The sequence below is a fragment of the Sphingorhabdus lacus genome (genome assembly GCF_009768975.1).
GTDB lineage: Bacteria > Pseudomonadota > Alphaproteobacteria > Sphingomonadales > Sphingomonadaceae > Sphingorhabdus_B > Sphingorhabdus_B lacus.
This window is the reverse complement of record NZ_CP035733.1, coordinates 13,092-33,729: the sequence shown is the minus strand read 5'-3', so window position 1 is coordinate 33,729 and position 20,638 is coordinate 13,092. Positions and strand designations below refer to the sequence as shown.

General features: G+C 54.5%; 18 protein-coding genes. 12 read left to right on the top strand and 6 right to left on the bottom strand.

Annotated elements, in window-relative coordinates:
- The first annotated feature begins 8 nt into the window (after positions 1-8).
- The gene (locus EUU25_RS00180; RefSeq protein ID WP_158897474.1) at positions 9-1,163 is read left to right on the top strand and encodes an acyl-CoA dehydrogenase family protein; all 1,155 of its coding nucleotides are present in this window, start codon (positions 9-11) and stop codon (positions 1,161-1,163) included.
- Between the two features lie 125 nt (positions 1,164-1,288).
- A complete protein-coding gene (locus tag EUU25_RS00175) occupies positions 1,289-1,720 on the top strand; it encodes an acyl-CoA thioesterase (protein ID WP_158897473.1) in 432 nt (143 codons plus the stop codon).
- On the opposite strand, the gene EUU25_RS00170 is transcribed toward EUU25_RS00175, so the two are convergent.
- Both EUU25_RS00170 and EUU25_RS00165 read right to left on the bottom strand, forming a co-directional pair.
- Positions 1,721-2,518: a crotonase/enoyl-CoA hydratase family protein gene (locus EUU25_RS00170; protein ID WP_158897472.1), complete on the bottom strand. Its 798-nt coding sequence runs from the start codon at positions 2,516-2,518 to the stop codon at positions 1,721-1,723.
- Positions 2,515-3,135, bottom strand: a complete 621-nt coding sequence (locus EUU25_RS00165; RefSeq protein WP_158897471.1) for a 2-hydroxychromene-2-carboxylate isomerase — start codon at positions 3,133-3,135, stop codon at positions 2,515-2,517. Before EUU25_RS00165 ends, EUU25_RS00170 begins: the two co-directional genes overlap by 4 nt.
- A 227-nt stretch (positions 3,136-3,362) precedes the next feature.
- On the opposite strand from EUU25_RS00165, the gene EUU25_RS00160 reads away from it, so the two are divergent.
- Genes EUU25_RS00160 through EUU25_RS00145 form a run of 4 tightly spaced genes read left to right on the top strand, consistent with a single transcriptional unit; the run spans position 3,363 to position 8,772 of the window.
- Complete coding sequence (locus tag EUU25_RS00160) at positions 3,363-4,934, top strand: M23 family metallopeptidase (RefSeq protein ID WP_246162815.1); 1,572 nt, start codon at positions 3,363-3,365, stop codon at positions 4,932-4,934.
- Between the two features lie 39 nt (positions 4,935-4,973).
- Entirely contained in the window at positions 4,974-5,981 is a 1,008-nt protein-coding gene (hemB, locus tag EUU25_RS00155; protein ID WP_158897470.1) for a porphobilinogen synthase, read from the top strand.
- Positions 5,978-8,212: a fused MFS/spermidine synthase gene (locus EUU25_RS00150; RefSeq protein WP_158897469.1), complete on the top strand. Its 2,235-nt coding sequence runs from the start codon at positions 5,978-5,980 to the stop codon at positions 8,210-8,212. The genes hemB and EUU25_RS00150 overlap by 4 nt, the downstream gene beginning before the upstream one ends.
- The gene (locus tag EUU25_RS00145) at positions 8,209-8,772 is read left to right on the top strand and encodes a gamma carbonic anhydrase family protein (RefSeq protein ID WP_158897468.1); all 564 of its coding nucleotides are present in this window, start codon (positions 8,209-8,211) and stop codon (positions 8,770-8,772) included. The genes EUU25_RS00150 and EUU25_RS00145 overlap by 4 nt, the downstream gene beginning before the upstream one ends.
- Here the strand turns inward: EUU25_RS00145 and EUU25_RS00140 are convergent.
- The gene (locus EUU25_RS00140) at positions 8,769-10,859 is read right to left on the bottom strand and encodes a TonB-dependent receptor (protein ID WP_246162814.1); all 2,091 of its coding nucleotides are present in this window, start codon (positions 10,857-10,859) and stop codon (positions 8,769-8,771) included. The two genes, EUU25_RS00145 and EUU25_RS00140, sit on opposite strands and share 4 nt — an antisense overlap.
- A 171-nt stretch (positions 10,860-11,030) precedes the next feature.
- Between EUU25_RS00140 and EUU25_RS00135 the strand changes: the two genes are divergently transcribed.
- A complete protein-coding gene (locus EUU25_RS00135) occupies positions 11,031-11,378 on the top strand; it encodes an arsenate reductase family protein (protein WP_158897467.1) in 348 nt (115 codons plus the stop codon).
- A gap of 29 nt (positions 11,379-11,407) precedes the next feature.
- Here the strand turns inward: EUU25_RS00135 and EUU25_RS00130 are convergent, their stop codons facing one another.
- Both EUU25_RS00130 and EUU25_RS00125 read right to left on the bottom strand, forming a co-directional pair.
- Positions 11,408-13,768 (bottom strand): putative bifunctional diguanylate cyclase/phosphodiesterase, encoded by a 2,361-nt coding sequence (locus EUU25_RS00130; protein WP_158897466.1) that lies wholly within the window; start codon positions 13,766-13,768, stop codon positions 11,408-11,410.
- Between the two features lie 168 nt (positions 13,769-13,936).
- Positions 13,937-15,664, bottom strand: coding sequence for a fatty acyl-AMP ligase (locus EUU25_RS00125; RefSeq protein ID WP_158897465.1), 1,728 nt, complete (start codon positions 15,662-15,664; stop codon positions 13,937-13,939).
- 112 nt (positions 15,665-15,776) lie between these two features.
- Here EUU25_RS00125 and EUU25_RS00120 point away from each other — a divergent pair, with 112 nt between their 5' ends.
- From EUU25_RS00120 to EUU25_RS00100, 5 genes are all read left to right on the top strand, one after another.
- Complete coding sequence (locus tag EUU25_RS00120; protein WP_158897464.1) at positions 15,777-16,307, top strand: regulatory protein RecX; 531 nt, start codon at positions 15,777-15,779, stop codon at positions 16,305-16,307.
- Between the two features lie 285 nt (positions 16,308-16,592).
- Positions 16,593-17,069, top strand: a complete 477-nt coding sequence (locus EUU25_RS00115) for a helix-turn-helix transcriptional regulator (RefSeq protein ID WP_158897463.1) — start codon at positions 16,593-16,595, stop codon at positions 17,067-17,069.
- 66 nt (positions 17,070-17,135) lie between these two features.
- Positions 17,136-17,507, top strand: a complete 372-nt coding sequence (locus EUU25_RS00110) for a hypothetical protein (RefSeq protein ID WP_158897462.1) — start codon at positions 17,136-17,138, stop codon at positions 17,505-17,507.
- A 154-nt stretch (positions 17,508-17,661) separates the two neighbouring features.
- Positions 17,662-17,946 carry a hypothetical protein gene (locus EUU25_RS00105; protein ID WP_246162813.1) on the top strand — a complete coding sequence of 95 codons (285 nt, stop codon included), beginning with the start codon at positions 17,662-17,664 and terminating at the stop codon, positions 17,944-17,946.
- A gap of 8 nt (positions 17,947-17,954) precedes the next feature.
- The gene (locus EUU25_RS00100) at positions 17,955-18,422 is read left to right on the top strand and encodes a helix-turn-helix domain-containing protein (protein WP_158897460.1); all 468 of its coding nucleotides are present in this window, start codon (positions 17,955-17,957) and stop codon (positions 18,420-18,422) included.
- Between the two features lie 71 nt (positions 18,423-18,493).
- Here EUU25_RS00100 and EUU25_RS00095 read toward each other — a convergent pair whose 3' ends face one another.
- A complete protein-coding gene (locus tag EUU25_RS00095) occupies positions 18,494-20,587 on the bottom strand; it encodes a RelA/SpoT family protein (protein WP_158897459.1) in 2,094 nt (697 codons plus the stop codon).
- Positions 20,588-20,638 lie beyond the last annotated feature (51 nt).

Genomic DNA, 20,638 nt, shown 5'->3' with positions numbered 1-20,638 from the left:
AGAGTCCCATGTCGCTCGATACCATCCCGCGTTCCGCCTATAATGAAGACCATGAAGCGTTCCGCCAGTCGGTAAGGCAGTTTCTGCTCAAGGAAGTCGCGCCGAACGCGAAACAGTGGCAGGAAGACGGTATTGTCCCTAAATCGATCTGGCCCAAGGCAGGCGAAGTCGGCATGCTCTGCCCCACTGCTCCGGTCGAATATGGCGGCCTCGGCCTCGATTTTGGCTACAACGCAATCGTGGATGAAGAGTCGGCCTATTATGGCGGCGCCGCCACAGGTTTCTCGCTGCAATCCGACATCGTCGTCAATTATCTCGTCAGCTATGGCAGCGAAGAGCAGAAAAAGCATTGGCTACCCAAGATGATTTCCGGCGAGGTCATCACGGCGATTGCGATGACCGAACCCGGAACGGGCTCTGACTTACAGGGGATGAAAACCACCGCACGTAAAGATGGAAACCATTATGTCATCAACGGCAACAAGACCTACATAACCAACGGTCAGAATGCCGATCTTATCCTTGTATGCGTAAAAACCGACACCGAAGTGCAGCCTGCGTGGAAGGGCATGTCCATCGTTCTGGTCGAAGCAGACCGCGAAGGTTTCAAGCGCGGCCGTAATCTCGACAAGATCGGTATGGACGAAGCGGATACCTCCGAACTCTTTTTCGAAGATGTCCGCGTGCCAATGACCAACTGTCTAGGTGAAGAGGGTAAGGGCTTCATCTACCTAATGAGCGAACTGCCGCAGGAACGTCTTTCCATTGCCGTTTCCGCGATGGCCAGCACGCAGAAAGCGTTCGACGAAACGGTCGCCTTTGCCCGCGAACGCATCGTTTTCGGCAAGCCGTTGCTGGATTTCCAGAATACGCGTTTTGTACTCGCCGACATCAAGTCGAAGCTGCAGGTTGGCTGGGCCCATCTCGACTGGGCCCTAAACCGCCACTACAAGAAAGAACTCACCGCCGAAGAAGGCGCTGCTGCCAAGCTTTGGCACACCGATCTTCAATGGGAAGTTGTCGACGCTTGCCTCCAGTTACACGGCGGCGCGGGCTATATGAACGAATATCCGATCGCACGCATGTGGCGCGGTGCACGTGTCACCCGGATTTTTGGCGGCACCAATGAAATCATGAAAGAACTGATCGGTCGCGGTCTATAATCGCGAAACTCTATATAGCGTTATCTTGAATCTGGCGGGCCCCGGCCCTGACATTTTCGGATAACGCTCTATAGGCATGCTCGCCGAACCAGATTCGGTGAGCAAAAATGTTGAAAGTGTTTTGAATGCCCAAACCGCAGTCCTGGCAACTTGATCCTGCAAGTTACCCGTTTAGCCACCGTACCGAAACGCGATTTGCTGACATGGACGTGCTGGGGCACATCAACAACGTCTCTATGGCGGGTTTGTTCGAACATGGCCGCGGTATGTTCAACCACGCGATTGAAGTTCAGAACAAGGCCGCGGGTCAACGTTGGCTGATCGTGAGCGTGTCGCTCGATTATATCGCCGAAGCCCATTTTCCAGAGCATGTCGATGTCGCGTGCGGCATCCTGAGGATTGGCAACAGCAGTTGGGATATTGCGTCCGCCGCTTTCCAAGGCGGAGAGTGCAAAGCGACGTGCATAACAACAATCGTTTTGACCGACGCCAATGGCCCCACTGCAATCAACGAAGATTTGCGCGCGAAATTTGAACGGCTGACCGTTCGCCGGTGATTAGTCCTTAAAATTCGCTGCCCTTTTCAACATCTGCGACATTACAGCTTCGATCTGGTTGGGTGTGCGTATCACACGGTTCTGGCGGACGCTTTCCGCCATCAATATCGCATCTTCGTCCAGGTCTGCATATTCGTTGAACAGAGATTTTGCTTCACGCATGGCTTCCGGATTGCGGTTTGCAATTTCCTGCGCAATCGCCATGGCGCGCGTATGCGGATTCTCGTCGACATAGGTCGCAAACCCCAAGGCCAGCGCATCTGACCCCGAAAACTCCCGATTGGTGTAAGTCAGTTCCCGCAGCACATCTTCGCGTACCATGCCGCGCCAAAGGGCATAGCCGCCCATATCGGGGATCAGGCCCCATTTCATCTCCATCACCGCCATTCGCGCATCGGGGGCAACGACCCGGATATCCGCGCCACTCGCTATTTGGAGTCCTCCGCCAAAGCACACACCATGGACAGCGGCGATGACCGGCATGGGTAATTTACGCCAAAGCATGGCCACTTGCTGGAAGGTATTTGCATTGCCATGCGTGCGGTCAGTCAAGCTTTTGATGCCGCCGCTCGCGCTTGCGCCACCGCCTTTCATGCTTTCCATATCAAGACCGGCACAAAAACTCCGGCCCTCACCAGATAACACGACGGCCCGAATACCCTGCATCGCCGCGAGTTCTTCGCCGGCGGCGATGATCCCTTGAAACATGGCGGGGTCGAGGGCATTCATCTTGTCTGCCCGTGTCAGTCGCACGTCGGCGACATGGTTTTCGACGGTGATGCTGACACGTTCATTCATGCGGGCGTTTCCTTCAATGCAAATTCTACCAGTGGCAATTGGTCGTTACCAAAATACATCTTTGTTGTGTCGACGAAAATAGTGGGCGATCCATAACCGCCGCGCGCAATTACCTCTTCGGTGTTCGCGCGAAGCAACATTTTCACCTCGTCCGTCTGCGCTGCGGTCCGCATGGCTTCACCGTCCAAACCTGCCGCATTGGCTACCGCGACCAGAGTATCGGGATCATCGAGATTTTCTTCGCGTCCAAAATAGCTCTCGAATGCCGCCTTCGTAAAAATGGCAAGCGCGGCCATATCATCCCCTAAGGTGCACGCCATACGCATGGCATTCACACTTTTCGCCGGATGATATTGCGAAGGAAATCGCAACTCTACACCGGTTAAAGCGGCCCAATCTTTCAGAACCCGCCAACTATGCTTCAATTTGCGGTTGTCGGTGGCTTCACGCGCGGCATAGACGGACTGGTTTACCGCATTAAACACGCCGCCCACCAATATGGGACGCAAACGCGCTGTCGCACCCGTTCGTGCCAGCACATCTTGTAAATTGGTGAATGCCAGATAGGTCCAAGGGCTGGAAAGATCATAAAAAAATTCAACGCGATCGCGTGGCATAGCCGCCTCTCTTTCACATCGATTCATAGCATTCGAACGTTTTTAATGAAGTGATTAATTATCGGCGCCTGAAATATTGCAATTGTTCCCGCGCTTGTCGGCGAATTTACACATTTGGCCGCATGTAACGATAAACGAACCACGTCTTAAATTGACTTTAACCATATCGCGTCACAGGGGATGGGGGATAAAATTCCGTCCAATTCGGATTAGGACAGGGGTCGCTGATGTTTGAAGGCAAAGATATGCGCTTTGCCAGTGCTGGGGTAGGAGGCAGCGTCGCGCTTGCGGACGCGATGATTACCCCATTGCGCCAAACAACCATCCGTTCTTGGGTGGACCGTATTTCCGAACTCGACCTGGTGCCCGATTTGGGCGAAGATATTGGCTCAATTCGCTGGTTCCGTGGTCTAGGCACTCTGACCGTTCTGAGCGTTTGTGCACTAGCTTTACTGCCTGATTTTGGACCTGTGTTCGGCGCACAACCCGCGTTACCCACAGAGGCCGAGTTTGAAGAAGCGCGCGCACAAATGATCATGCCAATCGCTTATGGCAGTGACAGCGGCAAACGCATGGCAGCGACCGACACCGTGGTCGCGCTGGCGGGTAGCCCGGAACGCCCCCGGATCGAATTGACCGCTACGCTTGGACGCGGAGACAGCTTTTCGCGCGTTCTGCAGCGTGCTGGCGTCGGCGGAAGCGAAGCCAGTTATGTGACCTCACTGGTTTCAGGCGTGACATCCTTGGGTGGTATTGAGCCCGGCACTCCGATCGACATCGTGTTGGGCAAAAGAACCACTAAGAATATGGCCCGCCCCCTGGAATCCGTTGCCTTCCGCGCCCGTTTTGACCTGAATTTGGAGATCAACCGCAACGGCAGCGGCTTGCAACTGGTTCGCAAGCCGATCGCGGTTGACGAGACACCGTTACGGATAAGGGGCGTCGTCGGCGACAGCCTCTATCGCTCCGCCCGGGCTGCTGGTGCGCCTGCAAGCGCTATCCAGGATTATCTGAAAGTAATCTCGGGACGAACATCGCTCTCATCACTTCGACCCAGCGATGAATTCGACATCATCGTGGATTACAAGCGCGCCGAGACAGGCGAAGTTAAGGTCGGGAATCTTCTTTACGCTGGCGTAGATCGCGATGGCCGCTCCGCAATCCAGATGCTGAAATGGACCATGGGGGAAACAACCCAATGGTTTGAAGCGTCGGGCGTAGGCGAATCCAAAGGCGCGCTGAGCCGCCCGGTCAACGGAGCGATCACGTCAGGCTTTGGCATGCGCCGTCATCCCATATTGGGCTATAGCCGCATGCATAGCGGCCTCGATTTCAAGGCAAGTTACGGCACACCGATTTATGCCGTGACCGATGGAACAGTGGCATTCGCTGGACGCAAGGGCGGATACGGGAATTTTGTTCAGCTGAACCATGGCGGCGGCCTTGCTTCGGGCTATGGGCATATGAGCCGCTTTGCGGTGTCATCGGGCACACGTGTCCGTCGTGGGCAGATCATAGGATATGTGGGTTCAACCGGCCTATCGACCGGACCGCACCTGCACTATGAGCTGTATCGCGGTGGCCGGGCGGTAAATCCGATGTCGGTCAAATTTACCCAACGCGCGCAGCTGTCCGGAAGCGATCTTGCCCGCTTCAAAGGACGTCTTAACAACCTGAAATCGGTTAAAGCCGGTGCGGCGCTGGCTCCATTGCGGCCTACCGAGCGCATCAAGGAAGAACCCAAGCGGGAAATCGACCGGTTGACGCAAAATATGGATGGTCGCCCGCCACGCGGATAAGCCGTTGAGCATAGTGCAATGCTTCGCTAGACAACGGTCATGAGTGACAATGCAAGCTTTCCGAATACCCGCATGCGCCGCAGTCGCGCCGCATCGTGGAGCCGTAAAATGGTGTCGGAAACGACCCTCAGCCCCGCCGATCTGATCTGGCCCTTGTTCATTACGGAAGGCGAAGCCATTGAGGAGCCCATAGCTGCTTTGCCCGGTGTATCACGCTGGTCGGTAGATAATATCGTCGCGCGCGCCGGCGACGCTATAGCGCTTGGCATCCCATGCATCGCGTTGTTCCCAAACACACAGGCCGACCGCAGAAGCGATGACGGTGCCGAAGCATTGAACCCGGAAAATCTGATGTGCCGGGCGATCCGCGCCATAAAGGCTGCCCATGGCGATGCGATAGGTGTCCTGACCGATGTCGCACTCGACCCCTATACAGCGCATGGCCAAGACGGGTTGATTGATGAATCAGGTTATGTCCTGAATGACGAAACCGTAGCTGTCTTGGTCGATCAGGCGGTGAACCAGGCCGACGCTGGCGCAGATATCATTGCGCCAAGCGACATGATGGATGGCCGCATCGGCGCAATCCGCAAGGCACTGGAGATGAACGGACATTCCAATGTGCAAATCATGTCCTACGCGGCCAAATATGCGAGCGCCTTTTATGGCCCGTTCCGCGACGCGGTCGGATCGCGCGGGCTGCTAAAGGGAGATAAAAAGGGCTATCAAATGGACCCCGCGAACAGCGATGAGGCATTGCGCGAAGTGGCAATGGACATCGCAGAAGGCGCCGACAGCGTCATGGTCAAACCGGGCCTGCCCTATCTCGACATTATCCGCCGTGTGAAGGATCGCTTTGAAATACCTGTTTTTGCTTACCAAGTTTCTGGCGAATATGCGATGATTGAAGCAGCCGCCGCTGCGGGGGCTGGCGATCGCGACGCCCTGGTTTTGGAAACCTTGACGGCCTTTAAGCGGGCGGGTTGCTCGGGCATTCTGACGTACCACGCAGCACATGCGGCACGGCTACTCCGGGCCAAAGCATGACCGCAGGCACCACGGGCAACAGCAGGGCGCTGTTCCTCATCACGATTTTGACCGGCAGTTTTCTGCTGTTCTTAGTACAGCCAATGATCGCCCGCATGGCCTTGCCACGTCTGGGCGGCGCGCCGGCGGTCTGGAACAGCGCCATGCTCGTGTATCAGGCCCTTCTGCTGGCGGGATATGCCTATGCCCATCGCCTGACACAGACATCGCCACGACGACAGGCAATCATTCACATCATTCTCTTTGCAGTCGCCATCTTATGGCTGCCCATCGGCCTTGCGAATTTGCAACCCCCGGCGGACGGATCGCCTATATTCTGGGTGCCCTGGTTGTTGATTGCATCCATTGGCCCCTTGTTCTTTGTTGTCGCCGCGCAGGCTCCATTGATGCAGCGCTGGTACAGCATGTCCGGAAATCAGGGTGAGCCCTATGCTCTCTATGCCGCTTCCAATATCGGAAGCTTCGGCGGGCTGATCGCCTATCCCATTTTGGTTGAACCGTTTACAACCCTCCAGAGCCAGAAGTGGATTTGGAGCGGTATCTATCTGGCCTTGATGGCACTGGTCGGTATTTGTGCCATCCAGATCTGGCGCACAGCAGGTGCCAACACGACACCCACTGAAGCGGCAGCGAACGAGGCGCCCATCGGTTGGCGTCGGCGGCTGTACTGGATTATTCTGGCGGCCGTTCCTTCGGGCCTGATGTTGTCCACTACTTCGCATCTTACAACCGACCTCATGGCGATGCCGCTTATTTGGGTCATACCGCTTGGCATCTATCTTCTTAGTTTCAGTGTGGCCTTTGCCGACAATCAGAAACCCGCCTATTGGATCAGTCGCTTTGCGCCGATCGTATTGATCGTCTCTGCTGCCTTTGTCTTCGTTGTTTGGGGGAAGGCAGCAATCGGAGGGCTTACAGCGAGCTTGAGCTTGCTCTTTATCGTCGCGGTCGCGCTACATAACGAAATGTACCGGACGCGTCCGGCCCCTGCCCAGCTTACGAGTTTCTATCTCATGATGTCTGTTGGCGGTGTTCTGGGCGGATTTTTCTGCGCAATCGTTGCGCCTTTGCTGTTCGATTGGACGTGGGAACATCCGATTCTGATCCTGATGGCAGCCGCGCTGCTTCCGGCGATCCCGCTCCTACGTCTGAACGAAAACGACAAGCGCTTACCTCTTATAATGGTCGTAATCGGAATGATCGCACTCGCGCTCGGCCTGTTCGGCGGCATTTCGGAACCGGTTGAGTCCAGCTTCACCAAAATCCTTCTGGCCGCGACGATTATGACGTTGGGCATTGCGGTAGCAGGGTTCCGCATACCTTTTCTGCTCGCGGTAGCCGGTCTCCTCACGATCAACGGCGGCTGGTATAGCGTCCAGCAAAGCCTCGATGGTGTCCGGATGCGCAGCTATTTCGGCACTTATACCGTCAACGCCAGCGAAAGCGGGCGCGTGCGTTGGCTCAACCACGGAACGACCATGCACGGGATGCAATTGCTGGACGATCCTACACGTCCGATCAGCTATTATCCCGACACATCCGGCGTCGGGATCGCCATGCTAAATGCCCCCCGGCTTTATGGGCCAGAGGCGAGCATAGGCGTGGTAGGTCTTGGGACGGGCACCTTGGCTTGCTACCGTCGGCCCGGACAATATTGGCAGTTTTTTGAAATTGATCCGTTGGTCATCGAAATTGCCCGCGAACGCAAAATCTTCTCCTTCCTTGAAAAATGTGCACCGGATGTTCCCATCACATTGGGCGACGCACGCCTAACCTTGGCCGCCGTTCCGGAAGGGAAATTCGACATTTTGGCGCTGGATGCTTTTTCGTCCGATTCCATCCCGCTTCACCTTTTGACCAAAGAGGCATTTGCAACCTACCGCAAGGCGTTGAAACCTGACGGCATATTGCTGGTCCATATCTCCAACCGGTACATCGACCTGAACCCAGTGGTTGCAGCCGAAGCAAAGGCGAATGGCTGGAGCGCAGCCTTGCGCCACGACAGCCCGACCGAGCAACTGATAAACCGCGGCAACCGTGCCTCGCAATGGATCGCCCTCAGCCGCGATCCCGCCAAGCTCGCTGAACTTACCGGCAAGGTCGATAAGGTGAAAAGCCGCTACTATAATTCAGAGCAGTGGCTTCAACTGGATGCGCCCGGAAAAACAAGCCCGTGGACCGACGATTATGCGTCCGTTTTGCCCCATCTATCCCTTTGGAAAACCCTATGACCCTTCATCGACCAGACGTCAGCATCATTTCCATAAATGGCAAGACGCCCAAAATTGATGACCGCGCTTTCATTGCGCCCGGCTGCCGCATTATCGGCGACGTCGTCATCGGTCCGGAGTCGAGCATCTGGTACAATTGCGTGGTTCGTGCCGAGGTCAATCGCATTGTCATTGGCGCCCGCACAAATATCCAGGATGGCAGCGTGATACATTGCGACGGCCCTGCCCCAGGCTTCCCAGACGGATTTCCGACGCTGATCGGGGACGATGTGCTTGTTGGACATAATGTACTGCTGCACGGCTGCGTGCTGAAAGATCGGGCATTTGTCGGCCTATCGGCCACCGTGATGAACGGCGCAACAATCGAAGGCGACGCAATGCTCGCCGCCGGGTCCATGCTGACACAAGGCAAACATATCGAGAGCCGTCAGCTATGGGCGGGGTCACCAGCGCGCTTTGTCCGCGATTTGGATGATGCGGCGGTGATGGGTATGCGCATGGGCGTGGCGCATTATGTAGAAAACGCCAAGGCCCATGCCGCGGCTATCGCGCAAAGTTAGAATTTCGCCCGGATCGTGAAACGTCCATTAATGGGCGCTCCGGTCGAAATATTATTGTTGTTATGGGCGTCCGAAAAATAGGTCGTATCGAACAAATTCTCGACATTCACCTGCACTTCTACCGTATCGCTGAGATCGTAATAGAGCGCAGCATCGACGCGTGTGAATGCAGGGAGGCGCGTGGTATTTGCCGCCGTGCGAATGGCGGCGAACTGGCTTGATTGGTGAATGATGCCCACGCCAGCCGCAAAGCGGCCGCCGAAATCATAGCGGTTCCACAAACTGGCCTGATGTTTGGGCACCTGCCCCAGTCTGATCAGATCGTTGCCCGCAAGAGTCGCATCCTGATAACTATAGCCGCCATGCACCTGCCACGTCGGCGTAATGCGACCGGTTACTGCCAGCTCAAGGCCCTTTGTGGTGGTTTTGCCCACATTGATTGTCGCCAGCGGATTGAGGGGATCCGGCGTGGTCGCGTTGCTGCGGTCGAGTTGGAACAGGGCGAGCGTTAGATTGAGGTTCGGCCGCACATCCCATTTTGCCCCCACCTCGTAGTTGGTGAACTTCTCCGGTGCGAGATTTTCTTGCGTGGTGCTCAAGGACAAGAACTGGTCGCCGGAGCGCGGCAGGAAGGATTGACTGAAGCTGCTGTAAATCGACACACTCTCGACAGGTTTGAATATCAACCCAAGCCGCGGACTGACTTTGGTATCCTTTCGTGCGAACGGTCGGTCCACGACGGGGAACAGGTCTACGCCCTCAATGTCGAAACTGTCGTAGCGCAATCCGCCGACAATATCGAAATGTTCCCCGATACTGATCTGATCCTGCACATAGGCCGAAAAGAAAGTCACATCGGAAACGGTGTTGCGTGCCGGTGCGTTGAAGACAACGGTCGGGAAAACGGGATTGGCCAGATTGAAGGACGCGTTTGACAAGGTTCCGTTCGTGCGTCGATTTTCACTCTTTTGATCGCCATATTCGATGCCGACCAAAATCTTGTGCGCAAGCGGACCCGTTTCGATATCCCAAACCAGATTACCCTGGGCAATGAAATTGGTCCGCTGCGTAGGATCGCTATAGGCGGCGAGCGCCACGGTGCCATTTGGTCCGCTCGCAGGACCGTTGGCAAACACATTGTCGTAGATCTTGTCATAGTCGCCGTACAACATCGTGCCGTTGAACTGCAGGTTTTCGGCCAATTGCCCGTCCAAACGCAATTTGCCAATCTGGGCCTCCAGCGTTGTTCTGTTTACGCCCGGAATTCCGAAAAACTGATCGCGGATGCCACGCAGAGGTGCATTCGGTTGACCAGCGACCGTTGCCACCGAAGGAATGCCACGATCGGTTGTGCGATCATCATAAACATATTCGTACGAAACGCCGAGATTCCAGCCATCACCCAGTTTAAAGGCGACGTAAGGGTTCCAGGCATAGCGCTCGCCACCCACAAAATCGCGATGGCTATCGAGATTTTCATAGACGGCATTCAGTCGAATGGCGGCGGCGTCATTCAGCGGTGCATTCAGGTCAGCGGAAATATCGAATGCACCGAAGCTGTTCACACTGGCTTGGCCTGCGTAGAAAATGTCGGTCTTTGGCGATTTCTGCACCCGGTTGACAATCCCGCCGCCACCGCCACGTCCGAAAATCAGAGCATAAGGTCCCTTCAATATTTCGACCCGCTCTATGTTATAGATACCGCGATAATATTGAACGTCGTCGCGCACACCATCGAGAAAAAAGTCCGCCGTCGTATTCTGACCACGCAGCGTGATCTGGTCTCGATTGCCCTCCCCTTGGCCGACAGTCGTTCCCGCGACATAGCGCAGCACGTCACTTAACGAATGATGGGCCTGATCTTCCAGTTGTTCGCGCGTCACCACGTTGATGCTCTGGGGGATATCCAGCAGGGGCGTGTCGGTTTTGGTGGCCGTTACAGAGTTGGAGGCGACATACCCCTCGCTCTGGCCTGTGACGATAATGGTCCGGCTATCGTCATCGGTTGCGATTTCCTCAGCGTGAACGGGTATATGTGACACGGCAGCCAAAACCATTGCCACCGAATAAGAAATTGAATGACGCACTTTAATCCCTTGAAACTTTATATTGAGAATGAGTCGCAACGATAGTCCGGCGTTATTGCGAATTGTTCTCATATGCAAATTTAATTTAGGTTATATGCGAAAAGATTTTTGCAACTCTGTGGGTGGCGCGATAGCAGGCAGATATTGGACCATGGCAACTAGGAAATAGCGATGCATGCAACGATCTGGCACAATCCGAACTGCGGCACATCCCGCAAAACATTAGCGATATTGGAAGCCACGCCGGGTGTCCAACTTACCGTGATCGAGTATCTTCGACATCCCTATAAGGAGGAAAAGCTGGTGCAATTGTTTGAGGACGCCGGTCTTACAGCACGTGAAGCGCTGCGCACACGGGGATCGAGGGCTGAAGAATTGGGCCTGATCGAAGGCGCTTCTAACGAAGTAATTCTGGAAGCAATGGTCGCCGATGCGATGCTGGTTGAGCGTCCTTTTGTCGAGACCGAAAAAGGCGTCCGCCTGTGTCGCCCACAAGAAAAGGTCGGCGAGATCCTTTAAGCGCGACAATAATCCCTGTCTTGGCAAGGTCAGGCGACGTTGCGTCGGGGACCTTTGAACAGCTCCAGACTATCCGCGAACACCATCGGGCGTCCGAAATAATAGCCCTGGATTTTCTTGCAGCCGAGTTGCTGGATCATCGCCAACTCGCTCTCGGTTTCCACACCTTCGGCCGTCGTTGCAATGTTCAAACTGTCGGCAAGAGCAACCACCGCCCGGATAATGGCCAGGCTCTCCGCCTTGTTCTTCGCCGCGCCCTGAACAAAACTGCGGTCGACCTTGATGGTATCAAATCGCACGTTCCGCAAATAGCCAAGCGAAGAATAACCAGTGCCGAAGTCATCAAGCGACAGCTTGATCCCCAACCCACGCAAGCGATCCAATACTTGCACAGCGAGCGTGCCGTCGCGCAGGAAAATGCTTTCGGTCACTTCCAACTCAAGCCGCCACGCGGGCATACCGCTGTCATGAAGCGCTGAAATAACAGTCTCCACGAAGTTGGTGCTCGTCAGCTGGTCGACCGAGATGTTCACAGCGACACGGGTCGATTCCGGCCAGCTCATCGCATCTTTACAAGCCCGGCGCAGAACGAAGTCGCCGATCGGAACAATCAGCCGGGCATCTTCTGCAACCGGCACGAATTTGGCCGGAGACACATTGCCGAACTTGGGATTGTTCCAACGCAGAAGCGCCTCGAAACCGACCAATATGTTATCGCCATCCGCATTCACGACCGGCTGATATTCCACATGTAGCTGTTCGCGCTCGAGGGCGTTGCGGAGCTCGAACTCCATCAAGCGCCGCTCTTCCGCATTGGCATGCAGCTTATGCTGATAGCTATGATGCGTATTGCCGCCTTGGTCCTTGGAACGGTACAGCGCCAAGTCCGCACTGCGCATCAGCAACTCTACGGTACGCCCATCAATTGGACCCAACGCGCTGCCGATACTGGCGCCAATATATAATGTGTTCTGGTCAACCTCATATGGGCGTGACAGGCTTTCGATGATGCGTCGTGCCAATGTCGCCACATATTTGCTGTCGTTGGCGTCTTTGATGACGACGGCGAATTCGTCACCGCCCAACCGGCCGCACAGCTCATTATCGGACATGATCAGTTGAAGGCGCCGCGCAACTTGCGCCAATAGTCGGTCACCAACCGGGTGGCCCAGCGTATCATTAACTGCCTTGAACCGGTCCAGATCGATCATCATAAACCCGCACCGACGGCGCCACTTGTCGGCATCAGATAGAGCTTCGGCAAGCGTTTCGGTCAATTGCAGCCGGTTCGGCAAACCGGTCAGCGTATCAAACCTGGCCAGATGCGAAATCTTGTCAGCCGATTCCCGCTGTTCGGTCACGTCGGAACCAACACCCCGGAATCCGAGAAAGCTTCCATCTTCGGAATGGCGGGGCGATGCCGACAATTCCCACCAGCGGGTAATTCCCTTGATCGTCACCGGGACAATCAAATTGCTGAAGGACTCGCGCCGTTTCAACCGATCCGCAAGATCGTGAAGAGCCTGCGGATATTGACCCTTTTCCCATGCGTCGCCTGCAATGAGCTTGAGCAGTGGCTGGCCTTCAATGGCCTTAGCTTCTTCGCCCAACGCATATGCGAAGCGCGGCGACACATGTGTTGCACAGCGCGAGGTGTCCGTCTGCCAAAGCCAGTCTGCGCCGCTATCCTCAAACTCGCGTAGCAATAAGCTCACGGTTTCGGACTTTTCCTGGACGATGCTGTTGGCGACCTCGAACAATATTTGCGCCCGCGCCGACCGCAAACAGGCCATGATGAGGAGTGCACCTATGCCACAGGCGGCAACGGCGAGATAGTAGCCGCTGTGAAAAACAAACCCGATGCTTGCGCACAGGCTCGTAACGCCGATGAAAATGGTCGCGGCCATGGGCGCGGTCGGCAGGAGAAGCGACGCATAAACCATCATGCCCAGCACGATGGACCACAGCCCGATCAACTCCATGAGCGAACCACTCGTGCCCAAAAACCCGAATGCCGAACCCCACATTATGGCGGTTACGGCGGAATGCGTGTTCAGTTTGCGTACGTCTTCCCGGTTTATCTGAGGTCGATCCCACACCCATTTCGTACCAAATTGATGGAAGGTGAAAAGATGAAAGGCACTGAACAATATGGCCCAGGACGCCAAGGCCCAAGTCGGGGCAACGCCCTTGTACAGAAATATCGCCATGATGGCGCAAACGAGGTTCAACCCTACACGCAAGGTCGTGCGTTGACGCATCGTACGCGCCTGAATGCCGCGCATGACATCGCCATCCAAGCCGACAGGCTCGGCAAGGCCCAACAGCGCCTTGAACGACAGTTCATTTGGCAATTCTAGGGACGCGTCTTTTTTTATCACGCCCGACATTTAGCGCGGGAACCTTACTCAAAGGTAATCAGACGCATCAATTCGGCGTTTTTATCCACATAATTTACAAATAAAATCAACCGTTACCGAACTTTACCGGATATTCACCATAAGGGCTTTGCGATGCCCCAACAGATATAGCTTACGACCCCCGAAATATGCACCCGGTTAAGCCGCTACGGCATAGGGTTGAATTTCACCCGAGAGATAGAGATTGCGTGCCTTAGCGCGGCTCATCTTGCCCGAACTGGTGCGCGGGAGCGTCCGCGGCGGGACCAGTTCAACCACGCAATTCATGCCGGTTACCGACCGCACCTTATCCCGTATCTGTTCACGCAATTTGGCACGCTCGACCTCGTCCGTTGTCCTGCATTGGACCAATACCGCGGGCGCTTCTTCACCGCCGGGTGTCGTCACAGAGAAAGCAGCAATATCACCGGCCTTGAAGCCCGGAAGTTGCTCCACCGCCCACTCGATATCCTGCGGCCAGTGGTTTTTGCCATTGATAATGATCATGTCTTTGGCGCGGCCGACGATGTAGATATAGCCATTGGACATATATCCCATATCGCCGGTGTCGAGCCACCCATCAATCAGGCACGCATTGGTCGATTCTGGATCGCGGAAATATTCTTTCATCAGCGAAGGTCCGCTGCACCACACTTTACCAATGACCCTGTCGGACAAGGGCGTGCCATTTTCATCACGGATTTCGATCGTCATGTCTTTGACCGCTTTGCCGCAGTTAACGATGGCGCGGTAACGCACCGGCCGATCCGCTGCACCCGGATGACCGGTCAACTCGGTTTCCTCAACCAGTTCTACCTGAATGCCTTCGCCCGGGGGCATGATCGAGACAGCCAGGGTCGTTTCAGCGAGACCGTAGCTCGGCAGGAAAGACGATGCCTTGAACCCGGCGTCGCTGAACGCGTCGACAAAAGACTGCATTACATCGGGACGGATCATATCGGCCCCATTGCCAGCCAAGCGCCATTTTGAAAGATCGAAGCGGTCGTTGACATGGCTTTGGCTTGAAATCCGGCGCGCGCAAATGTCGTAGCCGAATGTAGGAGAATAGCTGATAACCGTACCATCCGCCGCGCTGATGACATCCAGCCATGCAAGCGGGCGCCGGGCAAAATCTTCGGTCTTCATATAGTCCGTCGAAACCTGATTGGCGACGGGCGATAGGAAGCATCCGACGAGGCCCATGTCGTGATACCAGGGTAGCCACGAAACGCAGCGGTCATGCTCATTTACTTGCATGCCATGGGAGTGCGCAGACAGATTATTCAGCAGCGCCTTATGCGTCACGGCCACACCGTGCGGGAAGCGGGTTGAACCGCTGCTATATTGCAAATAGCAAATTTCGTCCGTGTCCGCGCTCGGCAGATCGGCCTTCAGCGGAATTCGATCCGCAAAACTATCCCAATCCAGCCCTTCCACACCACAGGCGCGCGCGGCATCGCCCGCCATGTCGGCCAATTCCGGTGGGTAGAACAATATTTTGGGATCGCAGCTTTTGAGCTGGACCGACAATTGGTCCACATAGCTTTCCTTACCGCCGAACGATGTCGGCAGCGGAAGCGGAACCGGCCATGCGCCCGCGTAAATGCAGCCGAAAAAGAGCGACGCGAATTGCGTGCCTGTTTCGGCGACCAAAGCAACCCGATCACCCTTCACAATGCCATGGCTGATCAACCGATACGCCATGTCCAAAGCATCGGCCCGCATTTCGGAGAACGGATAGGGGCGCGCCAAGCGACCACGCATATCGTGAAAGTTCAGACCACGCTGGCCAAGAGCGGCATAATCCAGTGCTTCACCCAGGGTAGCAAAATCCGAAAACCGGCGTTCCAAGCGGTCCAGCGTAGGCGTGCTCGCGAGTTCGCTCATATTTCATCCCATTATTGAGGGCGGCGGCCCTAGTTGCGTTTATGTTATGGCGACATTTTAGGCGCTGATACCAGTTCAAAATTCGACCCGACTGTGGCAAGAATAGGGCGTAATGTACCGTACATCTGTCAAACCGTCCCCTCCTGCGCTGAACGAAGAGCGAATGCGAGGGTTAGCGCTGCATTATGTCGGAAAGTATGCAACGACCCGCGCCAAGCTTGCCACCTACCTCAACAGGAAAATTCGCGAGCGCGGCTGGGACGACGAAAAACAGGCGGACATCGAAGCACTTGTGAACAGCTTTTCGGAGCTAGGATATATAAACGACACGCAATTTGCGGAAGCACGCGGCCGCGCGTTTGTCAGGCGAGGATATGGAAAGCGGCGGCTCGACGAAGACCTGCGCGCAGCCGGAATAGAAGATGGGGATTCCGTATCAGCTCGTGATTTCGCAGAGACATCGGAGTTTATCGCTGCGGAAAACTTCGCCCGACGGAAACGCATCGGACCATTCGCGCAGGAAATCGCTTCGGAGGAAAGGCGACGGAAAAACATGCAGGCATTTTTGCGGGCGGGCCATGGATGGGAATTGGCCCGCCTCTTTGTGAATGCCGATCCGGGGGACGTCATAAACGAAAACTAAGGTGTGGAACAAACCCCACACTAGGGTGTTAATGTGCGCGCAAATGCCAAAAATTTCGTTGTTAACAACCGCCAGGGAAATTTCTACGATTTGGCCGATATTTTCTGAAAACTATCGATGCAAACGTTAGTAATGGCAAATTTTAACATTAAATAAAGCACAGCCCGAAAGATGCGTAACATTATTATGATTGTATATCATTATCCTACGCCAGATTTTAAAAATCGGGCCGAAAATTGTTAAAAGTAATTGTAAAATTCACTTGGAATCCGTTAACCTTAGGACGTGGGCATCGAACAGGGACATCCGGTCACTCGTCTTAGCGCCGTTCAAATCGAAACGTTGCGCCTTGTATACGCACATAAAAACTCCAAAGAAATCGCACGGATCATGGGCGTGTCCTCCCACACCGTCGATGAGCGCATTCGCACGTCCATTCGGAAGCTCGGAGTAGACTCCCGAACGAAGGCGGCGATTTTGGTCGCCGAAACTCTCGACCCCAACACCTATCAACCGTTGAGTTATCAACCGTCCGTTATAGGTTTTGAAACACAATTTGAGCAACCCAGTGGCCTTGACCCGGAAGATCTGCAGTCGACGCCAATCTGGCTGAGGCCGCCCTTCCCAACGAAAAGGAGGCCACACAACACCGATTCATTTGGAGAGCGTTTGCTGTGGCCTGTGCTGATTGCAATGGGGACGATCATGGCATTTGCCGCTCTCTACGCCGTAATGCTCGGACTGGGGGCAATGCTATCCTGACCGGGCTTTCTTAAAAACGATCCGAGCGAAGAGAGAAATCGTTCGGCAGCCAAGGGAAACAGGATAATGTTGAAACAAAGAGTGGTAGCAGCCGAAAAAATTGCCACGGAACTTCACGAAGCTGAAGACGCGATCGACCAAGCCATTATCAAGTTGGCCAAATTAGCCGGGACACTTCCGGTGGCGCGTTTTGAAACAAATATGTCCGCCATCGTTGGGCAGGATGCTGTCGCGAAGGTAACGCAAGCCGTTGCCGCCGCCGGACAGGTTCGTCAGATGGTCGCAGAAGCGCATCAGGCGCTGAGCGAAACGCAACGGCAGGTTGGACTTGGTGCACGGATGTTCGGTGCCGGTACGGAAAAGCCAAAGGGTCAGTCGGTAACGAACGACCGAAACGCTGCGAACGAAGCTGAATTGCAAACTCGGGCAGTCGCTTGAAATAATGGAACCGCACGTCGCCACATATTATGCGGTGCTAGTTGCAACGGTCGTTGCGGCACATTGGCGCGGCAAATCATGTGAAAAGGCAGGTGCCTGGATTGCATTATCCGGTTCCCTGTTGACCAGTGCAGTGCCTTGGGGCGGCATCTGGATGACGTTCGCGGTTCCAATATTTTTCATCGATCTTATGGTCTTGGCAGGGTTTTGGTCCCTTGCATTATTCAGCAGCCGTTTTTGGCCCTATTGGGCAACGGGATGGCAATTGGTGGGTTTACTCATCCATATTCAACGGATGATGTTCGATGATATTTTGGAAAAACCTTATGGTCTTCTTTCCATGTACATCGCTTATCCCATCCTTCTGGTCATTCTAATCGCATCTTTGCGGTCAGGCGGCGCTGTAAGAATTCAAAGGATCCATGCCACCGCCAAATAGGGGGCGAAATGGGGATTAATCAGATAATAGATGAGCTGTCGGCTCTGAAATCTAATATTGCTGAAATTTCCGAAAAAGTCGAAAATCAACTCAGAGCAGACATATTAGATAATGATGATAACAAACTCCTTACGGTTTTCGTGTCGAGATATATGGAGAACCGTAACCTACGAAGCAAAATGATCAGTCAGGATCTGTTTTCGGATCCTTGCTGGGATATTCTTATGGACGTATTTTCCGCCAGACTGAATGATAAAAACATATCAGTCAGTGCGGTCGCAACTGCCGGGAACATGCCCCATACGACGGGACTTCGCTATATCGATACGCTCGAAAAAATCGGCTATATTTATCGCGAACGTGATGACTGGGATGGACGAAGAATTTTTGTCAAAATGTCGGACGACACATTCCGCATGATGAAAGAATATTTTCTACGCGTCCTGCAAAAATCTCAGGAATATCGTTACTCGTAGAATGTCTAACCGCAAGGATTGTGGTGGGGCGGTCTTCATGGCCGCCCCATTTCACAAGGGCCTATGCTTCCTCAATCATAAACGCGATCTGCCGTAGCGACCGCCTCGCTCGCTCTCAATGCGGAAATAATCCGCATCAAATGCTGCAGATCGTGAACCTCCAGATCGACTTCAAATGTATGGAACTCAAGGTCACGGGCGGTCATTCGCAAGTTAATGATATTCGCCTTATGATATCCAAAAATCCCGGCTATTTCACCCAAAGTACCCGGCCGGTTGTGAATAACCACGCGCAATCGGGCAGAGGCGCCGTCGCTGCCCTGCCCCCAGCTGAGGTCAACCCAGTCCGCATCCACGCCGCTCGCAAGCCGGTCACACTCAATGGTGTGAACCTCCACAGGTTGCCCCGGCAAACGCAGACCCACGATACGATCACCCGGAATGGGGTGGCAGCAATCGCCAAGATGGTAGCCGACGCCCGGGGTTAGACCCCGGATGGAAATCGCCCGTTCTTGGTTGGGAAAATCACCGGAGACATCGCCTGCGTCAAAACCCGGGACAAGCGCTTCCAAAAGCGCGCGATCGTTGATTTTGCCGGCACCAATGCGATGCATCAGTTCTTCTTCATTTTCGAGCTTCAAGCGATCGACCGCCGCCGTCAGCGCTTTCTTTCCGATCTTTGCCGGAAGGCGTTGCGCGATTTCTTCATATAATTTTCGGCCGATTGCGACCAGTTCGTCGCGTTCCCGGTGCCGGACATGGCGACGGATCGCCGCACGGGCTTTTCCTGTGGTCACGAAATTCAGCCAAGTCGGCTGTGGCTCCTGCGCCTTTGACTTCAAAATCTCGACCATGTCGCCGTTGTTCAGTTGTGTGCGCAGAGGCACATGACGACCATTCAGCTTCGCGCCTACGGTCTTGTCGCCTAGATCAGTATGCACCGCATAGGCAAAATCGACCACTGTCGATCCCTTTGGAAGCTGGTGAAGAGCACCCTTTGGTGTGAAGGCAAAGATGCGATCCTGATACATCGCCATGCGGGTGTTTTCGAGGATGTCTTCGGCATCCTGGCTGGTCTCGAGAATTTCGATCAGGTCGCGAAGCCAACCGGCCTGTCCATCCGGTTTATCGGCTTGTTTATAGGCCCAATGTGCCGCGAACCCATATTCGGACGCGCGATGCATTTCCTTGCTGCGGATCTGGACCTCCACCCGCATATTTTTGGCAAACATGATGGTGGTGTGGATCGATTTATAACCGTTGCGTTTGGGCGTTGAGACAAAGTCCTTGAACCGGCCGGGGACCATCTGCCAGCGGCGGTGCAAGACCCCCAAGGCCCTGTAGCAATCCTCCTCCGTTTCCGTAATCACCCGGAACGCATTGATATCGGTGAGCTGTTCGAATGCGACATGGCGCTCCTGCATCTTTTTCCAAATGGAATAAGGATGCTTTTCGCGCCCCGATATCTTGATCTTCAATCCCGCCTGTTCCATTTCCCAGGCAATTGTCTGGTTGATCTGGTCAATCTCGACATCGGCCTTTTCACGGATTTGTTTCAGCCGCCCCGTGATCGTCTCATAGGCCTCCGGCTCCAGTTGCTGGAACGCAAGCAACTGCATCTCGCGCATATATTCGTACATGCCGATCCGCTCCGCCAACGGCGCGTAGATATCCATGGTTTCTTTGGCGATGCGACGGCGCTTTTCCGGACTTTTGATAAAATGCAGCGTACGCATATTGTGCAAGCGATCCGCAAGCTTGACGAGTAGGACCCGGATGTCGTCCGAAATGGCCAGCAAAAATTTGCGGAGGTTCTCGGCAGCCCGTTCATCTTCGGTCTGGGCCTCGATCTTCGAAAGTTTGGTCACGCCGTCAACAAGACGTGCGACTTCCGGTCCGAATTTGTTTTCGATATCCTCAATCGTCGTGAGCGTATCTTCAACCGTATCGTGCAGCAGTGCGGTGATGATTGTGTCCTGATCCATTTTCAGGTCGGTCATCAGACCCGCAACCTCTACCGGGTGGCTAAAATAGGGGTCTCCACTGGCCCGCTTTTGCGCGCCATGCATTTGGACTGTAAATACATAGGCTCTGTTTAGCCGATCTTCATCAACCTCCGGGTCGTAAGCACGCACCCGTTCCACAAGTTCATATTGCCGCATCATATAATGACACGTTGGGTCATTGCTTCGCGCATGCAACAAAAAAATGCACCG

What these genes read in the sequence shown, in the direction of transcription:
- EUU25_RS00180 (WP_158897474.1), top strand. Translation starts at nt 9, where the DNA reads ATGTCGCTCGATACCATCCCGCGTTCCGCCTATAATGAAGACCATGAA.
- EUU25_RS00175 (WP_158897473.1), top strand. Translation starts at nt 1,289, where the DNA reads ATGCCCAAACCGCAGTCCTGGCAACTTGATCCTGCAAGTTACCCGTTT.
- EUU25_RS00170 (WP_158897472.1), bottom strand. Translation starts at nt 2,518, where the DNA reads ATGAATGAACGTGTCAGCATCACCGTCGAAAACCATGTCGCCGACGTG.
- EUU25_RS00165 (WP_158897471.1), bottom strand. Translation starts at nt 3,135, where the DNA reads ATGCCACGCGATCGCGTTGAATTTTTTTATGATCTTTCCAGCCCTTGG.
- EUU25_RS00160 (WP_246162815.1), top strand. Translation starts at nt 3,363, where the DNA reads ATGTTTGAAGGCAAAGATATGCGCTTTGCCAGTGCTGGGGTAGGAGGC.
- hemB (WP_158897470.1), top strand. Translation starts at nt 4,974, where the DNA reads ATGAGTGACAATGCAAGCTTTCCGAATACCCGCATGCGCCGCAGTCGC.
- EUU25_RS00150 (WP_158897469.1), top strand. Translation starts at nt 5,978, where the DNA reads ATGACCGCAGGCACCACGGGCAACAGCAGGGCGCTGTTCCTCATCACG.
- EUU25_RS00145 (WP_158897468.1), top strand. Translation starts at nt 8,209, where the DNA reads ATGACCCTTCATCGACCAGACGTCAGCATCATTTCCATAAATGGCAAG.
- EUU25_RS00135 (WP_158897467.1), top strand. Translation starts at nt 11,031, where the DNA reads ATGCATGCAACGATCTGGCACAATCCGAACTGCGGCACATCCCGCAAA.
- EUU25_RS00130 (WP_158897466.1), bottom strand. Translation starts at nt 13,768, where the DNA reads ATGTCGGGCGTGATAAAAAAAGACGCGTCCCTAGAATTGCCAAATGAA.
- EUU25_RS00125 (WP_158897465.1), bottom strand. Translation starts at nt 15,664, where the DNA reads ATGAGCGAACTCGCGAGCACGCCTACGCTGGACCGCTTGGAACGCCGG.
- EUU25_RS00120 (WP_158897464.1), top strand. Translation starts at nt 15,777, where the DNA reads ATGTACCGTACATCTGTCAAACCGTCCCCTCCTGCGCTGAACGAAGAG.
- EUU25_RS00110 (WP_158897462.1), top strand. Translation starts at nt 17,136, where the DNA reads ATGTTGAAACAAAGAGTGGTAGCAGCCGAAAAAATTGCCACGGAACTT.
- EUU25_RS00105 (WP_246162813.1), top strand. Translation starts at nt 17,662, where the DNA reads ATGACGTTCGCGGTTCCAATATTTTTCATCGATCTTATGGTCTTGGCA.
- EUU25_RS00100 (WP_158897460.1), top strand. Translation starts at nt 17,955, where the DNA reads ATGGGGATTAATCAGATAATAGATGAGCTGTCGGCTCTGAAATCTAAT.
- EUU25_RS00095 (WP_158897459.1), bottom strand. Translation starts at nt 20,587, where the DNA reads ATGATGCGGCAATATGAACTTGTGGAACGGGTGCGTGCTTACGACCCG.